Raw genomic sequence first — 19,034 nt, forward strand, 5'->3', positions numbered from 1 at the left:
GCGTGTTGGGATGCACGCTCAAGCGACCGTTCGAAGAAAGTGTCCGGCATGGCAGATAACCAAAGCGGGCGACATAAGGCGGGTAAAATCGAGTAAAAAGCGAAGCCCCAATGGGCTTCGATTCGATTTTAACGACTTCACCTCCGGTGAAGACCGGATCAAGGGGATCTCCCCTTGGAAAGAAAAATCTTCCAAAAAGATCTATAAACGAATCGTCAGTATTGAGCGGTTCTTCACAACAAGGGACACACGGTTAAATCAAGTCGCTGGTTCTCGCGAAACTAAAATTAACCGGCTAAGCGACACCCAAGAAAACACAAATCAGCGAATACCCGAGACACTCATCCTTCGCAAAGTTTCACGACGCATTTTTCGTTACCTAAAACGTTAGTGAGTGGCAATACACATAGGTGTACCGGCGATCGGGTCACTGAAAATCTTGGCGTTCAACTCGAATACGTCTTGGAGTAACGCTTCGCTCATCACCTGCTCCGGGGTGCCTGTGGCCACAACACGGCCTTGCTTCAATACGACCAGCATATCGGCGTAGCGACACGCTTGGTTTAGGTCGTGCAAAACAACAATAATGCTTTTGCCATTTTTATTCAGCAGCTGCAAATGGTTCATTAATTCAACCTGATGGGCCATGTCTAAATAGGTCGTGGGTTCGTCCAATAACAGCGTGTTGGTTTGTTGCGCCAGCGCCATGGCAATCCAAACGCGTTGGCGTTGACCACCAGAGAGTTGTATCAGGCTGTTTTCTGCCAGGTCTTCAACGCCCATCAACATCATCGATCGTTGTATCAGTTTCTTATCTTCCGCAGAGAGATGCCCAAAAGCATTCAGGTAAGGTGCGCGACCGTAAGCGACCAAATCTCTGACGGATATTCCATCCGGCGTGATAGGCGTCTGTGTTAACAAGGCGAGTTTGCGAGCCACGTCTTTGGCTGACATTGAGTGTATGGATTGCCCCTCCAGAAAAATCTGGCCATCACGCGGCGCTAACAGACGCGCAATACTTTTCAGTAGTGTCGACTTGCCACAACCGTTGGGTCCAACCAGGGCGATGAGTTTTCCTTCTGGCAGACTCAGGTTCAGTTTATCCAAAATGAGCGTTGTTCTGTAGGAAACGCTTAAATCCGTTACGTTAACGTGCATCAGAAAGTTACCAATGTTTGTAGCGGGTAATAAGGAAAATAAAATAGGGCGCGCCGATCATGGCAACAAATATACCAGCTGGGAATTCCAAAGGTGGTGCAATGGCACGAGCAAAAATATCCGCTGCCAGTAAAATAATGGCACCCAGTAACATCGCGATAATAATAACCGGAAAGTGACGGCCCCCCATCAAAAAACGGGCGATATGCGGTGCCACTAAACCCACAAAGGCGATAGCGCCGCATACGCTCACGCTGACACTGGCCAGCGCAATCGCCATTAACAACGTGACAACTTGTAGGTGCGTCACCTTCAGCCCTAAGCTGGCGGCTTTCTCCTGGCCCAGGCTCAAAACGTCCAGCCGGTAGCAAAGGTAAATGGCGCCGGGAACCAATACCATCAGCCAAGGCAAAATCAACGGCAAGTGGCTCCAGTTTCTTCCCCAAACACTGCCCGTCATCCACAGCATCGCACCGTTAATTTCCAGTGGGTATTTACTAAGGAGATAGTCAACAATTGCCGAGAACAACGCTCCTAGCGCCAAACCAATGAGTGCGAGATGGCTGGGCTCCGCTAAACGTTTCGTGGTTAACAACAGCAAGAGTCCGGCAGCTGAGAACCCACCGATTAATGCGGCGAAGGGTATCCAGTGTACGTTTGCATCTGGCCAATAAATAAGCAAACCCACCACCGCGAGTGCAGCGGCAGAAGTTACGCCGAGAATGTCGGGCGAAGCTAAAGGGTTACGCACGACCGATTGCACCATACAGCCAGAAAGGGCAAGGGACATACCCACTAACGTGGCAATGATCATCCGTGGCAGGCGATGATTCCAGAGTACAAAATGTTCCGTTAACGTGCCTTGCTGCCAAACCGACCAAATATCCGATAACGACAGAACGACGGCGCCTTGTGTGAGTGAAAGCGAAACCAACAACGCCCACATTAAGAGCAAAAAAATGCTGACAGACATTAATCGCATCGGTCAACGCCCTCGGGTTTTCAGACTAGCGAGATAAAAAAAGAACGGCGCGCCGAGCAAAGCGGTGACAATGCCGATAGGCGTATCGATTGGAAAATTAATCGCCCGCGCGAGAATATCGGAATACACCAATAGGATGGCACCTAAAAGCGCACTAAATGGAATCAGTATCCGATGGTCATGCCCGACGATTCGCCGCCCGATGTGCGGTACCATTAAACCCACGAATCCAATCGGTCCTGCAATGCTGACGCTGGCCCCGGTTAACAGCGTAATGGCCAAGCCACTGAGTAAGCGCAAGGGTGTTAACGAGCCGCCGAGTGACTGCATGCGCTCTTCGCCCAGGCTTAACAGATTTAACGGGTGGCTGATGAACACGGCGATGACAAGACCAAGTAAGATCGGTGGAATGGCCATCCAGATATCCGGAAAGGTAGCATTGGATATATTGCCTATTAACCAGTAATACACGCCAAAGGCATGGTCGTCTGCGAATATGACCAACCCCCGAACCACTGAAACCAACAAAAAATTCATGGCAACACCGGCCAACACCATGCGGATCGGGTTCATTCTGGACAGGTGTAAGCCCGCAAGAAAAAACATGATCAAACCCGTAATTAATGCGCCAAGAAAACACACGACACTCACGGGTATGACACTCAGTAAAGGGATGAATCCGGTGGCAGACAGCGTAAACGCCAAGGCCGCACCGTAGCCAATACCAAAAAGGGAAGGGGAGGCTAATGGGTTGCGGGTTAAGCCCTGCATTAGCACACCCGCAACCGCTAAGCCTGCGCCTGCGGTCATGGCCGTGAGCAAGCGTGGCAATCGCAACGTTCGAATCACCTGTTGCGAAAGCTGGTTGTTGTCGAAGTGAACCAACGCCTGCCACGCGTCACTGAGCGACAGCGAGAAACTGGAAAAACTGACCAGATTAAACACCGCGCCTACAAACAATAAGCACAACAGAATACCAAAGCGAGTGGCGATGGTTGCGGCGGTTATCGACCCGTTGGAACGAGTCGACTGGTCGTCGACACTCGTCCCGTAACTGCGCTCAGCGGAATGCGTTGTCATGGTTTATTGATGAGTTCAACCAGTTCTTCTGCCATGAGTTCTGCGGCGATCATGCCTCGGTTCAAAGACCAAAGACGTGGGTCCGCTTCGTAGAACCGGTCGCTTTTTGTAGCACTCATCAATGACCATAAAGGGTTAGTTTTCCAGGTATCGACAATGGTTGTTTCGCCATATTCACCTAACAAGAAAACATCGGGATTGGCATTCAGCAGCTGCTCTAGCGTAGTGGCGATATAAGCTGTTTCTCTTTCTTCCGCGGTCGCTACTCGCAAACCTAAACGTTCCATAACACTACCCGCATAGGATTTCGGACCGTGCATCCATAACCCGCGCTCGTTAGCGACGGCAAACTGAAAACGGAAGTTGCTGGAAATCTGCTCGGCCAGTGTATCCATACGCTGGTGGTGTTCCTCTAAACGGGCTTTCACGGCGGTTTCCTGACCCATGATTGTGCCGATTTTCACGAACGTGTCGAGATTGTCCTGGTATGTTTCACCGCGGCTTTTTAACACAACCGTCGGCGCGATTCTTTTCAAATCTTCATAGATGCTGGCATTGCGATCCGGGTCGGCAATGATCAAGTCCGGCTTTAACGACGCGATCACTTCCAGGCTGGGTTGATACCGGTTGCCAACAGAGGTCCACGGGTTCACTTTACTGGAAATAGCGTCGATTAGGTTATTGGCGTCGCCGTCGTCAGCCACACCCACCGGTGAAACACCAATGTTGGCGAGCGCGTCGACGAAGGAGAATTCCAAAACCACAACGCGATCGGGTACAGAATCTATAGTGAACACGCCCATTTCATCGTTAACGGAGGTGCTTGCCAGAGTTAACGTGCTGATGAAAAAGGAAGCAACGAAAAGGAAGAGCTTTTGTGTCATGTTTATGTCCAAGTGAGAATTTGATACGCATGTTAATGATAATCATTATCAATTACAACAAAAATCAGTTCAGTCGGGTGTTTCGCGAAACAGGCAATCAATGATCTTTGCGATGCAATAAGGCTGCATAGTTAGTCATTACAACCCAGCCCAGCTTCAGATCGTGCGAGGCTGAGGCGAATTGCGCGAATGGGTCTCTTGCCAATGGAATAACCATTGACTGCTAGACACGCCTAGCTATAGAACTTGAATGGCACGCTGAATACTTGCGAACTTCTAACTCAGGACACTAGCCCAAGCTATGTCCCTTCGAAAATCTTCTTTATACTGCGCAGCAAATTTATCTGCGTTTTATGGGCCGGGCGCCCTAAACAGAGCCACAGTGAAAGGATCTTCGTTGAAAACTTCCGATACCGAACAGATTCGACTGGCCAACCGAAAACTGGTGGTCGATTACCTGCGGGTGCACGGCCCGGTGGCTCGTGTGGATATGGGCCCAGTTCTTAAACTGAGCCCGGCAACGGTTACGTCCATTACCTCAGATCTGCAGAAAGAAGGCCTGTTGGTGGAGGTTCCCGCGCCAAGTGACAACGTCGTCAGTCGCGGTCGCCCACGGGTGCTGATCGATCTGGCGGTCGATACTCAATTCGTCATCGGGGTCAAACTCTCCATTAATGAAATCCGGTTAATGCTCGGCAATCAAAAGGGCAGCATTGTTAAAACGGAAGTGATCGAGCTGCAAACATTGGCGCTCAGTCGGGAAGGGCTGACCGAAGCATTGTGCAGCGCATTGCGCATGTTTATTGCGAAACTGCCGGTGAGCCAAAAGCCAAAAGCCGTTGGCTTAGCCGTACAGGGTGTGGTGAACGGTCATCAGGGTGAAGTGGTTTGGAGCCCGGCGCTGGCCGATAAACACATTGAGCTGAAAGCGCCCATGCAGCACGAGTTGAATGTACCGGTTCTGGTCGCTAACGACGCCAACTGTTTGGCCATGGCAGTAAGGCAGCAACCGAAGTACCAACAGCTCACCGACTTTGCTGTGGTCATGTTGGGGTACGGCGTGGGTATGGGCATGGTGGTGCGCGGTGAGCTCTATGCCGGTCATCATGGTGCTGCTGCTGAATTTGGCCACACCAAATACAGCCCTGACGGCGCACAGTGCCTGTGCGGCAAACGCGGCTGCATTGAAGCCTATGTCGGCGATTACGCCTTGTACCGAGACGCGGCTGCGGTGGTTCGTCTGCCGCAGGACGATCATCTGCACCCCAACGAAGACCGTATGATGGAACTGGTCGAGTTGGCGGACAGAAACGATGCCGCCGTACTCGACCTGTTTGAACGAGCAGGCCGGGTGCTGGGTTATGGTGTCGCGAATTACATTGCGCTGATGAGCCCTGAAACCATCGTTTTTTCAGGGCCAGGTATCCGCGCTTACCGGCATTTGGAGGCGGGCATACGGCAAGGGCTGAGCAGCGCGCTGGTCTCTGAGCTTATCTGCGAAACGTCCTTAGAAGCGGTGCCCTGGGACGATGATATGACCGGCCTCGGCGTCATCGCACTGGCGTTACAAGAGGTCGATTAACCCTCTTTCAGGGTACCTGTAACCGCTAACAGAACCCTCTGCGTTCAAAAATCAGTACTCGATTGACCTGAAAGTATCAGAACTTGGCAAAAACTCACCACTTATAGCCGTCGCAACTTATACTATGCTCCCATTTCCTGTAACCGGTTTCATTTATGGAAAAGATACCCCCTATGGTGTGTGGGTTGGTTATTTTCTACCGGTGACCGGTTACATTTTAATTTTTTAACTAAGCTATTCAGCGAAAACGATCAGGGTAGGCATAGAATCATGCAAACAGAAGTTACTCTCATGGCCCAGCAGAATCTTGTATCCATCAGCCGCCAGGCCGCTGGCGAGGGTATTGTCTTACTTGAAAACAAAGCGCAGATACTGCCGTTGCAAGCCGGTGCTAAAGTATCACTCTTCGGCCGTTGCCAGATAGACACGTATCGCAGCGGAACCGGTTCGGGTGGTGCTGTGAATGTCCCTTACGCTGTAAACGCGTTACAGGGTTTGCGGGAAAACGCCGACATCGATGTGAACGAAACCCTGGTGTCCGTTTACGAAAACTGGATTGGCGAACACCCCTTCGACGACGGCGGTGGCGGCTGGGCGGCTGAGCCCTGGTTCCAAACAGAAATGCCCTTAACGGACGATCTGGTGAAACAGGCCGCTGACGAATCGTCACTGGCCATCGTGTTTATTGGTCGTACCGCCGGTGAAGACCAAGACAATGCCGACGCGGCAGGCAGTTATCGGCTGACCGATGCCGAAGTCGCCATGCTTGAGCAGGTTTGCGCCGGATTCTCCGACGTTGTCGTTGTGCTGAACGTAACCAACATTATTGATATGTCCTGGCTGAACACACTAGCCGGACGCGATGCGATTAAAGCGGTGCTCTACAGTTGGGCGGCGGGAATGGAAGGTGGCCACGCGCTGGCGGATGTATTGTCTGGCCAGGTGACCCCAAGTGGGCGCTTAACCGATACCATTGCCTATCAACTGTCGGATTACCCATCAGCTGCCGACTTTGGCCGCAAAGACCGCAATTTTTACACCGAAGACATTTACGTGGGTTACCGGTATTTCGAAACGTTTCACCCACAAGCCGTGCAATACGAATTTGGTGCGGGCCTGTCTTACACCCGCTTCGAGCGCGCAGTAGAGCATCACTTTATTGAAGGTGAAGGCGTTAACCAAGTGCTGCACCTGGACGTGAAAGTGACCAACACCGGTAATACCTACAACGGCAAAGAAGTGGTTCAGGTGTATGTGGAAGCGCCACAGGGTTTGTTAGGCAAACCCAGCCGTGTGCTGGCGGGATTCGCCAAGACCGATTGCCTGGAACCGGGCGACAGCGAAACGCTGCGCATTTCCATTGCGTTGAAAACCTTAGCCTCGTTTGACGATTCCGGCGCAACCGGTCACCTCAACAGCTACGTTTTGGAAGCCGGGCAATACCATGTGTACGTGGGCGGCAGCGTTAAGCAGGCAACCTTAACCAACGCAGCGGTACTGCTGGACGAACTGATTGTGGTGGAAACGCTGAGCGAAGCCTTGGCGCCCGTACAAGCATTCAACCGCCTGAAGCCGGGCGCACAAACCGCCGATGGGATGTATGAAAAAGCTTATGAAGCCGTGCCGCTACGACAGGTTTCGTTGGCGCAACGCATTCAGGAAAACCTGCCAGCAGAATTACGCATGACCGGCGATGCGAACATTAAACTGGCCGACGTTAAAGAAGGGCGCGCGTCGCTGGAAGCTTTTGTCGCGCAAATGAGCGCTGAACAACTGGCCACCATCGTGCGTGGCGAGGGTATGTGCAGCCCGAAAGTAACACCGGGCACGGCAGCAGCCTTTGGTGGCGTGTCGGACAGTTTGTTTAAACTGGGCATTCCGGTAGCCGCTGCGGCGGACGGACCCTCCGGTATTCGTATGGACAGTGGGCACAAAGCCACCCAAGTTCCTATTGGTACGTTGCTGGCTTGTACCTGGAACGCACCGCTGAATCAAAAACTGTTTAACCTGATCGGTGAAGAGCTACACGCGAACCAGATCGACACTTTGTTAGGCCCTGGCATTAACATTCATCGGCATCCGCTGAATGGTCGTAACTTCGAATATTTTTCCGAAGATCCGTTGATGACCGGCGTGATGGCCGCCGCGCAAACCTTAGGGTTAAAAGAAGCGGGCGTGTCCGGCACCATCAAGCATTTTGCCGCGAACGATCAGGAAACCGCCCGCACGCTGGTGGACAGCGTTGTATCACAACGTGCTTTACGGGAAATTCATTTAAAGCCATTTGAAATGGCCGTGAAAGACGGGCAGGCGTCGTCGATTATGACCGCATATAACCCGATCAACGGCCATTGGACCGCGTCAAACTACGACCTTAACACCACTGTTTTGCGTGGCGAATGGGGTTACACCGGTATTGTCATGACCGACTGGTGGGCAAAAATGAACGACTGCGCAGACGCCGGTAAAGAAGACAAAACTTTCACCTCTTTTATGGTGCGTGCGCAGAACGACCTGTACATGGTGGTAGAACACGACGGTGCCGAACGTAACGCAATGGGCGACAACACTATGGCCGCGTTGGCCGAAGGCACGTTGACTATTGGCGAGTTGCAGCGCTGTGCCATGAACATCTGTCGTTTCATTATTAACGCCCCCGTGATGAGCCGACCGCTGAAAGCGTTTGAACCCATCAAGGCGTTTGCACCCAACCGCAAGCTCGAGGCGGAAGGCGCAATCAGTATTGCCAATGAGCTGACGTTGGCCGTGAAAAAGAATCAGACATTGGTGATCGACGTGCCGGAAGATGGCATTTACCAATGCTACGGTTTTATTAAATACGACCGAGATTCTCAAGCGCAGTCGACCTGCAGTTTGAGTTTGAATAAGGTGTTCAGTATGACCTTTTCTGTGCACGGCACCGACGGTGAACTGCACAAGGTAGATGGGCTGCAAGTGAAGCTCAGCAAAGGGCTTTACGAGCTGAGCATGGAGTTCGTCAAACCAGGGCTGGAGTTAGAGCGCTTAGGTTTTACCAAGCAGTAACGCCAAACAGCCTGCTCCGGTCGTGAGCAGGCTTTTTCTGTCGTGTGTTTTTTAGACGCTCATCACAATAAATTCACATCACATGAAAAAGTGTTTGTGTTCACCGAACACCCAGTGTTTTATACAGGTTGGTTTTTAAGAAACGTCAGGAGGCAAATAACGGAAAGAAAGTAGCGAAAAACTAAGCGCTACCCAGGAGTGCGGGAACACTCAAGGGCAGCTAACCACAACCGATAGACTAAGGTATCAATTATGGCTAAGTTCAATGGTAAGCTAGAGCACCGCTCGTTCCAAGAAAAAATCCTCTCACAAGAGAAACTAAGCGCAACTAAAAGCGACCTTCAACACCCCGTTGAAGCGAAAAACCCTTGTGAAACCGCTGTTCACACAACAGCAAACTCCACACATGCCAAGCGACACCGAAACCCACAGATAGAAACCGACCCCGCGGTTTTACGCGCCCGACACTGGTGGCGTTTTCGTATAGCCCTGGCGTTGTACACCGGAGCTTTTCCAAATTCGATGCGGCTAAAGCCGTGTTCCGTGACATTCGTGAGTTATCAGCAACTGTTAAAGCAGTACCGAAGTAAAAACAGGCGCTGAACTCACGCAGTAAAAAAACATAGAACACATTGCTTAGCCGCACATCTTGCCTGCGAATGCAGGCAAGGTTTCTGATACTTAAAAATTTTTAAACAGAAAGCGAATTTAAAAGCGAGACAACCATGTACAAAAAAATCACCAACATAGACGACGAACTGCTGTTCACTCACGCCCATCAACGTGAATTGGAAAAACCCAACCCCGTAATACTGGACAGCATCGCCCGTGCTGAACTCTACATAGCCAATACCTTCATCCATTTAAAACACGAAGCCATACACGCACTCATGCTCAGCACACGAAGCGTGTTATTGGAAAGTAGACCCATCCTCACCGGCAAATTCTCCCTCAAAGAACTCACCACCAATTTATTGATCAGCCATATCATTCAAGCCAACGCCACCCGGCTCATCCTTATCCACCACAACCCAAAGGGGAGCTTATCGATCAAAGACAAACACTTGCTGGAAGCCACGCGAATAAAAGACCGACTGCTGGAATACTCAATCTGGCTGGACGACTTCTTCCTAATCACCAAAGCGGATACCGCTAACAGCGGTGGCTACAACCGAATGAACACTACCTCACTCGCCCGATTGGGTTTAGTGTGACAGATTTTTTGTAGGAGCCTTCGGAGCAACGCGGAGAGGCGATATCTTTGTGGGTCGAGCGTCAGCCTGACCCACTACCTTTTCCTACGCTTTTTTGTAGGTCGCGGCTTTAGTTCCGGTACTCGCCGCAATGGGAAGTACCCATTGCCCAGTCACTTAAAAAGAAAGCCACAATCGCGTTAAATGCCTTTGGGCCGCATTTTCCGGGAAATGCCAGAATATCTATGCACGCGCCGCAAAACTCGGGCGATAACGGAATTTCCATTTCCCGTTGATTTAACTAGCCCTCATGAATAGGGCGTTTCAGGCGCACCAGTATTTAAAATACTTAGGCATGCGCTCATATGTAATGACAGCCAAATTGACAAGGGTGTTTGAAGGCTGCAGTATGACTGGCAGAGAGCGATACTGTGGTTCTTTCAGCTAATTACATATGCGCTCAGGAAAAAATAGGCGGTGGCCTATGAAGAAACTGTTAAATTTCACCATGAATGAAGATCTAGCAAAAGAAGAACTTAGTTTTCATAGCGGAAGAAATTCTGATACAGATGATTTACGCTGGGAAAAGGGTTTTCTTGGGAGTTTACGGCCGTATCGAAACATTGAACTCGTAGAGTCGAATTTCCATGCTGTAATGCATTGTATAAAGATATTGGCTCCATATTTAAGCCGTAACGACGCTATAGATAAAGGTTTAATTTCAGATATATCGGGAATTTTATGCTTCGGCAAAGCTTGGGCTGTTCACGAAGATGGTTTGCTTCTAAGCAATCAAATCATTACTCCAGACCAGGCAAAGACTATTGATAGTTGGTTGGATTGTATTTTCTATGCTTGGACAATGCTTTTGGATTCACAAGACGAAAATGTGGCTTTTGAGCCCTACAACCAACAATACAAAATTTAACAAAGCGCTCTACCGTCGGCAGCAAGCTGCCTGGACTCAAAAAAGCTGCGCTTTTTCTCGCCGGTAAGCGCGGCGTTAAGTTTTAGGATTCGCATGGAAGTTGAACTTAGGTCTATAGAAAAGTCGAATTGGCAAGAAATAGCAGTTTTGAAATTAGCAGATTCGCAGAAAGAGTTTCTGTTTGATAATGGCTATTCAATTGCAGAATCATTTTTTTGCGAGAATTCCGTTATTAAGGGAATCTACGCCAATGGTGAAGCAGCAGGTTTTTTAATGTATGAATCTTTAGAGGATGAGGGTAAGCCGAACGAGGTAGAGATCTTAAGATTCATGGTCAATGAAAACCATCAGGGGAAAGGAATTGGCAGGATGGCGTTTGATCTTGCAATCAGAGACATCGCTACATCAAAAAAACCTCGAAAAATTCATATTTGCTTTACCAAGGAAAATGTTGCTGCAAATACACTATATTCTAGCTTTGGCTTTGTAGACAACGGAATCGACGAACACGGGCAAATAAACTTGGTACTACAAACTTAACAAGTAGGTTTTGGTCATGCCCGCTTTTTACCGCTAGCGCGGCGGGCATCGGACTCGTTTTCGCTAGCGCTCAACTCGCCCCAAACCAAGGGCGTTATAAAGTTTATCCATTGATAGTTAGTACAATAATTAAGTAATCTGAGTACAGATAAGAATTAGGAAATTGGAATTTGAACAGTACGGGCTGGAAAAAGGTAGATGAAGGTGGAGTTATCTACTCAATCGAATACAAAGCTGACGTTGCTATTTCTCGTAGCACTATTATAAAACTATCTGAAGATAGGTATCTCGTTTATAGCCCAGGCGCAGCTATATTGGAATCGGCATTAGAAATCATAAGTAAAGATTCAGACCTTATTCTTTTAGCTCCAGCAAAAGCACATATTCTAGGTACGGTTTCTTGGAATAACGAATTTCAAAAATCAGCAGTAGTCGCGTCTGAAACAGTTATACCGCGCATATTGAATATGACAGAAATTGCTGAGGTAAAAGAGCTTTCTTACTTAGAGGAGAAATTACCCAGAAATGTACGCATCCACGCTCTACCTGCTTGTAGGTTAGGTGAGGTATGGGTAAGCGTCGACACGGACGATAAAATTTATTGGATTGTATGCGACTCAATCACTAACTCAAATGTAAATGCTAGCATAGTTGCAAAATGGTTCTGGGAGAAAATATATAGAGTCGGACCAGGATTGGAGGTTACGAGAGGCTTTCGTTACTTTGGGATATCTAAGAAAGATGTGTATCGAGAATGGGCTATAGGCAAGTTTTCAAATGGCCGAGATAACGTCCTGATACCATGCCATGGTGACATCTACAATGAGTCAAACTTTACACAAAGAATCATTGATTTAATTGGAAAGAGATTTTGATATTAATCAACCCAGAGATTTTATAACAATTCCATGCAACCGACATTAGTACTTCGGCACTTATTTTGCTTGCGCAAAAACGCGCCAATGCACCAACGCGGTTGATGGAGGCGTTACATTTTTTAAGCGTAATTTACTCGGATGAAAATTGAAGATATTGAGAGAAATCTAGAAGGTAATAAAAAGCTTCTTCTATATCTTCTCAGGGAGAATGATTGGGAAGTTGTTGGTGTGGAAAATGAATTCTCGGACTGGGCTCTGGATCAAATTTGGACTATTGCATCAACTAGACAGAATAAAGGATTCGAAATTGTACTCCATTTCAATAAGTTTAATGGAGTGCATGATGGAATGAATCGGGTAGTTGCCTTAACTGATATTGAAATAGACGTAAATTCATATGGTGGAGAGCCTTCGTTAGAATTTGATGGTTCTGAATTCAATAGAAATCTTCATGGCTTTGTTAGTGCCATACATAATCTTAGGATTGGCAAATGACTAAATGTAACAAGTGCGGGCAGTCGACGCGCAAAAGCCCGCGCAACTGCCACAAACGTTAAATGGCATTATGAGTGATATCGAATTACTGAAGAAAAGACGTGACTGCAATATCATAAAGAGCTTTAGTTTCGAAACTAATTTCAGTGATGATAGTTACACTTGTAATCTGAAAATAACGTTGTGCTCTGGTGTTCACACACCGGAAGACTCAATTGACATTCAGTGTTTAGGTGTCTCAAATCTAAAAGTAGAGGAAATCGGTGGCGGCATAAGCCAATTGTCTCGTTTGATAGTAGATGACATTAGAGAAAGGCAATGGGATGGACTGAATTACTATGTCTATGACTACGAAGATGAATTAATCTCATTTTATTGTCGGGAAATAAAGTGTAAGTAGCCCCCATTTAACAAACCAAAGCAGTACATGCTTGCCAAAAACCGCTCCGCGGCAGGCATTGGACTCGTAAACTCGCTACTGTTTAGGGGCGTTATGTGCAAAAATCAGGAAATACATGATTCGCTATAGTTTTATCATTTTTACGTTTGCTTCAGTTCTCATTACCGGGTGTAGTAGTGCTCAATATGTTTATGAAGGTAGAGCGACTGACTGTAGTCAATACCCAATTTCTGGTGCTGAGTTCCTTGCCATTGGTGCAGAATGGCACGTTATTCCATATCCAGTAGTTATTGACTCAGCGAAAACTGACACAGAAGGCAAGTTTAGAATAGAAACTCAAAAAAAAGTAAATAGCTTTATCAACGTAGATGATGTGGAAGTTCTTTCAATAAAAAACCATAAAAAACATAGTCGTAACAATTGTGGTTAAGGTACATAACAATCAGTAGCACCAAGCCCGCAATACCTTCGCAGGCTCAGGCGGGTCACTGAAGAAAGAGACATATTAAAGGAAGCCGCCGCGTATTTTGCAGTCGAGTCAAAGAAAAATACGCGCTCATAAAGTCACGGCTCGAACGTTTTTCCGTGGCCGCTATGTGCCGAGTGTTAGAGATACATCCCAGTGGTTTTTATGCCTGGCTAAAGAAACCAAAGTCTAATCGAGAATTAGAAGACGATCGCTTGCTGACTAAGATTAAACAGTTCTGGACGGAAAGCGGATTTGTGTACGGCTATCGTAACATCACCAAAGACCTCAAGGACGACAATGAACACGTTGGCAAGAATCGGGTGTATCGCATCATGCACCAACACGGCATCCTCTCTCATCGTGGCTATAAAAAACACAAAGGGTTTAAGGGTGGCGACTTGAGTCAGGTGGCACCTAACACCTTAGATCGAGAGTTTGAAGTCATTGAGCCAAATCAGGCTTGGGTTACGGACTTCACGTACATCAGAACCCATGAAGGTTGGTTGTACTTAGCGGTGGTACTCGACTTGTTCAACCGGCAAGTCATCGGCTGGAGCATGAAAGCGAACCCTAGGGCGGATCTGGTTATTGATGCCCTTATGATGGCGATCTGGCGTCGCCAACCTAAAGAGAAGGTACTCATACAGTCTGATCAGGGCGTTCAGTACACATGCAGTGATTGGCGCACGTTCCTGAAAGGCCACAATCTGGAGGCAAGTATGAGTCGGCGAGGCAATTGCCATGACAATGCAGTCGCTGAAAGCTTTTTCTCGAATCTAAAAACGGAGCGCATCCGAAAGAAAATTTACAAGACTCGAAACGAAGGGCGAGCAGAAGTCTTTAACTATATTGAGCTTTTCTACAACCCAGTTCGACGACATGGAAACAATGATGGACTGTCTCCGGTCGAGTACGAGAAACAGTATTTTGAGAAGCTAATGAGTGTCTAAGAAACTAGGGGCTTGCCACTCTGATGGAACCTCGGAACTATCGATTGTGAGAGTTATTGCCTGGCGTTTAACATTAAACTGGATAGTTCCATTTATTCCAGTAGCGAACATACTTTCTATTTTCAATTTCTTAAACATAGCTGGGAACGCAACAAACCGTTGTATACATGATGAGCTTAGTAAAACGGTTGTAGTGAAGCGGGCATAGCAAATATGAATATCCAGTCCGCACAAACCTAATGTTACTCGGGCAAGCTCAGGACTTCAGGGTGTTGCCAGATATTTCGCTGGTGTATAAGAGATTACAAGTTTTTAAATGGGAAGTTTCGGAGCTGTTGATGCCTCTTTAAGAGTGCCAGGATTAAACCAGGGCCAATCGCTTGAAGAGATGAGTAAGCATGCTATAAAAAGTATCGTAGTTCTGAACATCATTGGTTTTCACTTCACGCCATCTATCCTAAAATGCGGATGTTAGAGAAAACTAGTTACATGGGAGAATAGACATGGCTAGCGATTTTAAGTTAATTGAAAGAAATTATTTTTCTACAGTTTCAAAAGTTCTGATTATACTAATTTCAATCCTTTCAATTATTGCTTCTTACATAGGAATATTTAGTAAGAATATCTATTTTGATCTGGTTGATGCAGGAAAGCTTTCCCAAAAACTTGCATACGGGTCCGTAGGTCAAGACATAGTAATATTACCAGTTTCAGTTGTATTGTTGATAATTGGATTTTATTTACTAAGGAAAGACAGCATCAAGTTATTTCTAGTTGCTCTAGGGCTGGTTTGGTGTAATTTTTATGCCTTTGGATTATATACAATCCAAGGGCAATACACTTCGATATACATTATCTATTTGCTTATATTTAGTTTTTCGATTTTTTCAATTGTATTCGGATTGATTAGCATATTGAATTTGGAGCTGGTAGTCATAGAAAAATCTAAAGTGATATCAAAAGTAGTATGCATGTTTTTGCTACTAATTATTTTTCTATTGTCGACAATATGGCTTTTACAACTATTTCAGGGGATGCGATCAAACACTCAACCAGATATATATGGTGTCTTTATCATGGACCTTGGAATAGTGTTTCCATCAATGTTTATAATTTGTATTTTACTTCTAAGAAAGAATAAGAGTGGTTATCTATTGTCTATTATGGCTTTAATTAAGGCTTTTGCTCTTTGTCTTTCGTGGGCTTTTGGTGAATTCTATATTGCGTTTGTTCAGAAACAGGATATAGCAGTCGATATGTTTAGTTTAGCTGCATCTTTTAGTTTTATTTGTTTGATTCTTTCATCCCTCATGATTAGAAAAGTAGACTTTAAGTCCACAATTTAGGCATAAGCGGGGGGGTGCAAACCCCAAGCTCCCATAATACTTGTGTACACGGCTTTGAACCAGAGTAATGAAGCTTAATTCATGCGGCTATCAAATGACGTTCTGTAACTGGGTATTTGTCCATTCCTTATTGGCATGTGTGTTGTGTTTAGGTTTCATTTAAGTAATGGTTATCGGTTCAGCGTGCACAATGTGGTGGACAATTGCAGCAGTAGACTGATCCGTTAACTCATAGAGTGGCATCGTATGTATAGGGTACGGTATTGGCAGTCAGACGTGACCGACTATATTGAACGGTTAGAGTTTAAGAACCAGAGGGTTTGGGAAATATCGTCTGCCATTGGTTTTTATGGCTTTGTTGTCGCTGAAGAGGTTAACGCCAGTACCTGGTAGATCGCTACTGTAGCCATCTAAACGGGTTTACATCCCGCAAGGGTACATTGTTCGCCGGGGCTTATGTTTTGTTGGGAAAAATTTGCGACAACATGCACATTCTGGCCTTAAAAGCGCTATAACAGCGGAAAAATGACAGGGTTGTGCTATGGCGTGCACTAAACCATGGGCTACAGTACAGGAAATAGCCATATCAATGGTGGCGAGACGCTGTACCCGACATTGGTGAAAAGGAAGCAATCATGCATGTACACGCAGCACCGTCGAAAGAGCAAGCCAAACAGCCCCCTATTAAAGAATCTTCCCAGACCTCTGTGCGTGAAAGCGAGACCTTTCAGTTTGTGGATAACCGCCCAGCGGTTTCAATGCAAACCAGCCTCGCGGAAATGGCAGATAACAGCCTTCAAGGCAGCCATTCAGCGCAGTTAAAAACAGTGGCTGATAGCCACATTGCCAACATCCCAAGCCCTGTCCAAAAGAAAGATAACCCTAATGGTCTGCCTGAAAGTTTGAAAACCGGTATTGAAAGCCTCTCCGGGCTGTCCATGGACGGTGTAGACGTGCATCGTAATTCGGATAAGCCCGCACAGTTGAACGCGCACGCCTACGCACAGGGAACGGAAATTCACGTCGCGTCAGGTCAGGATAAACATCTACCGCATGAGGCGTGGCATGTTGTGCAGCAAAAGCAGGGTAGAGTGCAACCAACCATAAATGTGGGCGGAGCTGCAGTCAATGACAACACCCAGTTGGAAACCGAAGCCGATGTTATGGGGGCGAAGGCTGCATCGGTGGGGCAGTCACTGGTACAAAAGAAATCGGTGAGTCACCCAGTTAATACACAAGCGAACAACAGCGATATGACCACGCTGTCGTTTGCATCCCAATTGCGCCCCGTTCAACGGGTGACAGAACCACCCCTGCAAAGGAAAAGAGACCGGGATAAGGATGAGGAGACCGTCGACGCCTCTCAGCTGAAACAACTAAAACAGGACCCGGTTCAGCGCGTAGCAGATGTCACCCAACTCGCCATAGCAGATGCAAGTGAGGCGCCACCTGGTACCAGAATCATGGTTACTAACCCGGTAGCCAGTGATACTGGCGACGTCGGTCGGGTCATTCGGCTATCCAGTTCAAAACCAAACTGTATGGCGGTAGAGTTCGATAACGAACGAGGCGTTCTGTACCGAGTGTATTTCAACGAAATCAATGTCCTGCACGATACCGCAGATAAAGATCACAACACGGAAGCGGACAAACTAAAATTGATGATGGACCAGGCCATCAAGGCTGCGATTGGAGCCGTTGACGCACTGAACGATGTCATGTCAGCGGATGAAACAAATGCACCCGCCACTATCGTGGCACCGGCCGCTCAACTGCAAAAATGCATTGACGATTGCGCAGGCTTATCTGCGGAGAAAACAGCTACCTATTTGTACACGACTTACTTCTACGGGCCGTTAAACCGGTACCTGCGCAACCCTGGCGTCAGATTGCCGTCTGCCGCCGTGCAGGGGCTTATCGATGTTACGCACGCCTTCCTGCAACGCGCCTTTAATAATACCGCTGGGGCTAAACTGCTGCCCAAATTCCGTATGGAACTGCAAGCGGAGTGGATCGATAACGCGGTGCCCGGCGACACCGCCGAAACAGGCGACGCTCTGACCTTTAAAGCCTTTACCAGTACGCATCCTCTCTTAAGCGGTGTTAACGGTATGTGGCCAGACATTGAGAAAGGGTCATTTGGGGCGGTAACGAAACTGGCGTTGTTGGTATTCCAGGGCGATTCCAAGTTCTTGTACCCAAGTGCGAAGTATTTCCCAAGCGAACACGAACATATTCTCCCGCCAGAAATGCACACCAAAATAACCGAGAAATATCAGATTCATTGGACGGACTACCGTAAGGACATAGACGATCCGAAGCGAATTTGGACAGTAACGGTGTATCACTTAACCATTGAGGGGTCAGGTGATGTTGATAAGTTCAAATTGTATTTTGGATACGACGGCAACATATATTCTTATAAAACCTAATACGTGGTTATGGAAACGGTGGCAGAGGGATTATGACTCACGAAGACACGCAAAGAATTATGGAAAGCACATTCGGTAACCTGGTGTTTTTTTGCCGGGATGCCCATGTAGACGAGCGCCAAATAAGGCAGTATCAACCCGGTCAAATCCTGGAAGAGCACGCCTTTACAGACGTAAGCTATAAACTGGCTGGGTTGGCGCAGAATTGCCGCTACTTAATCGCCTCTTCTAACTGGAGAGATCTCTCCGGTATTAACCCCGCGTCTGATACCGGGCATGCCTTACTGTCATCAGGTTCACTGTTCAAAGCATTAAGTGTTCAACAGAGTCATGGGAAAACACAGATTTTACTGTTGCACATTCCGGCCGAAGGGTTGGAATATTTCAGAACTTCAGAAAGCGACTTTGAAAAAAGTATTACCGAGAAAGGTGCGGAGATATTCAAAGAGAACTTGACCAAAGAACCGCTTCCGGAACTACAGACAAGCGAATGGCTAGAACGAACATCCTATCCTGTTGGGTTTGATGAGGAAGGCAAACTCTGTGTTGTTAATAATTGAGTCCAGTAAATTAGTAAGTATGATGTCAATCAATGTGGGTGGGTAAACGGTCACTACCGCTGTTACATGGTAAATGATCGTGTGCCGGTTTTAACGAAATATGAAGCATGAT

General features: G+C 47.3%; 17 protein-coding genes and 1 pseudogene. 14 read left to right on the top strand and 4 right to left on the bottom strand.

Annotated features, from left to right (window positions below):
- Positions 1 to 387: 387 nt before the first annotated feature.
- Genes fecE through IYN85_RS24115 form a run of 4 tightly spaced genes read right to left on the bottom strand, consistent with a single transcriptional unit; the run spans position 388 to position 4,104 of the window.
- Positions 388 to 1,158 (bottom strand): Fe(3+) dicitrate ABC transporter ATP-binding protein FecE, encoded by a 771-nt coding sequence (fecE, locus tag IYN85_RS24100; protein WP_196161536.1) that lies wholly within the window; start codon positions 1,156 to 1,158, stop codon positions 388 to 390.
- Between the two features lie 7 nt (positions 1,159 to 1,165).
- On the bottom strand, positions 1,166 to 2,140 hold the full coding sequence (locus IYN85_RS24105) for an iron chelate uptake ABC transporter family permease subunit (protein WP_196161537.1): 975 nt from the start codon (positions 2,138 to 2,140) through the stop codon (positions 1,166 to 1,168).
- 3 nt (positions 2,141 to 2,143) lie between these two features.
- Complete coding sequence (locus tag IYN85_RS24110; RefSeq protein WP_196161538.1) at positions 2,144 to 3,220, bottom strand: iron ABC transporter permease; 1,077 nt, start codon at positions 3,218 to 3,220, stop codon at positions 2,144 to 2,146.
- Positions 3,217 to 4,104 carry a Fe(3+) dicitrate ABC transporter substrate-binding protein gene (locus tag IYN85_RS24115; protein WP_196161539.1) on the bottom strand — a complete coding sequence of 296 codons (888 nt, stop codon included), beginning with the start codon at positions 4,102 to 4,104 and terminating at the stop codon, positions 3,217 to 3,219. Before IYN85_RS24115 ends, IYN85_RS24110 begins: the two co-directional genes overlap by 4 nt.
- 397 nt (positions 4,105 to 4,501) lie before the next feature.
- On the opposite strand from IYN85_RS24115, the gene IYN85_RS24120 reads away from it, so the two are divergent.
- The 14 genes and pseudogenes from IYN85_RS24120 (at position 4,502) to IYN85_RS24185 (ending at position 18,922) form a co-directional block, all read left to right on the top strand.
- Complete coding sequence (locus tag IYN85_RS24120) at positions 4,502 to 5,686, top strand: ROK family protein (RefSeq protein WP_196161540.1); 1,185 nt, start codon at positions 4,502 to 4,504, stop codon at positions 5,684 to 5,686.
- A 270-nt stretch (positions 5,687 to 5,956) separates the two neighbouring features.
- The gene (locus IYN85_RS24125; protein ID WP_196161541.1) at positions 5,957 to 8,731 is read left to right on the top strand and encodes a glycoside hydrolase family 3 C-terminal domain-containing protein; all 2,775 of its coding nucleotides are present in this window, start codon (positions 5,957 to 5,959) and stop codon (positions 8,729 to 8,731) included.
- Between the two features lie 252 nt (positions 8,732 to 8,983).
- Complete coding sequence (locus IYN85_RS24130) at positions 8,984 to 9,334, top strand: hypothetical protein (protein WP_196161542.1); 351 nt, start codon at positions 8,984 to 8,986, stop codon at positions 9,332 to 9,334.
- A gap of 122 nt (positions 9,335 to 9,456) precedes the next feature.
- Positions 9,457 to 9,945: a JAB domain-containing protein gene (locus tag IYN85_RS24135; RefSeq protein WP_196161543.1), complete on the top strand. Its 489-nt coding sequence runs from the start codon at positions 9,457 to 9,459 to the stop codon at positions 9,943 to 9,945.
- Positions 9,946 to 10,408: 463 nt separating this feature from the next.
- A complete protein-coding gene (locus IYN85_RS24140) occupies positions 10,409 to 10,852 on the top strand; it encodes a hypothetical protein (RefSeq protein ID WP_196161544.1) in 444 nt (147 codons plus the stop codon).
- A gap of 93 nt (positions 10,853 to 10,945) precedes the next feature.
- Positions 10,946 to 11,392, top strand: a complete 447-nt coding sequence (locus IYN85_RS24145; protein ID WP_196161545.1) for a GNAT family N-acetyltransferase — start codon at positions 10,946 to 10,948, stop codon at positions 11,390 to 11,392.
- 170 nt (positions 11,393 to 11,562) lie between these two features.
- Entirely contained in the window at positions 11,563 to 12,267 is a 705-nt protein-coding gene (locus tag IYN85_RS24150; RefSeq protein WP_196161546.1) for a hypothetical protein, read from the top strand.
- A 141-nt stretch (positions 12,268 to 12,408) separates the two neighbouring features.
- Entirely contained in the window at positions 12,409 to 12,765 is a 357-nt protein-coding gene (locus tag IYN85_RS24155) for a hypothetical protein (RefSeq protein WP_196161547.1), read from the top strand.
- Positions 12,766 to 13,280: 515 nt separating this feature from the next.
- On the top strand, positions 13,281 to 13,595 hold the full coding sequence (locus tag IYN85_RS24160) for a hypothetical protein (RefSeq protein WP_196161548.1): 315 nt from the start codon (positions 13,281 to 13,283) through the stop codon (positions 13,593 to 13,595).
- A 45-nt stretch (positions 13,596 to 13,640) separates the two neighbouring features.
- Positions 13,641 to 14,584: pseudogene (locus IYN85_RS24165) on the top strand (IS3 family transposase); the annotation flags it as partial.
- Positions 14,585 to 15,087: 503 nt separating this feature from the next.
- Positions 15,088 to 15,930: a hypothetical protein gene (locus IYN85_RS24170; RefSeq protein ID WP_196161549.1), complete on the top strand. Its 843-nt coding sequence runs from the start codon at positions 15,088 to 15,090 to the stop codon at positions 15,928 to 15,930.
- A gap of 246 nt (positions 15,931 to 16,176) precedes the next feature.
- On the top strand, positions 16,177 to 16,323 hold the full coding sequence (locus IYN85_RS24175) for a hypothetical protein (RefSeq protein ID WP_196161550.1): 147 nt from the start codon (positions 16,177 to 16,179) through the stop codon (positions 16,321 to 16,323).
- Between the two features lie 242 nt (positions 16,324 to 16,565).
- Positions 16,566 to 18,362 (top strand): DUF4157 domain-containing protein, encoded by a 1,797-nt coding sequence (locus IYN85_RS24180; RefSeq protein ID WP_196161551.1) that lies wholly within the window; start codon positions 16,566 to 16,568, stop codon positions 18,360 to 18,362.
- A gap of 32 nt (positions 18,363 to 18,394) precedes the next feature.
- On the top strand, positions 18,395 to 18,922 hold the full coding sequence (locus IYN85_RS24185; protein WP_196161552.1) for a hypothetical protein: 528 nt from the start codon (positions 18,395 to 18,397) through the stop codon (positions 18,920 to 18,922).
- Positions 18,923 to 19,034 lie beyond the last annotated feature (112 nt).

The sequence above is a fragment of the Reinekea sp. G2M2-21 genome, from assembly GCF_015687175.1.
GTDB lineage: Bacteria > Pseudomonadota > Gammaproteobacteria > Pseudomonadales > Natronospirillaceae > Reinekea.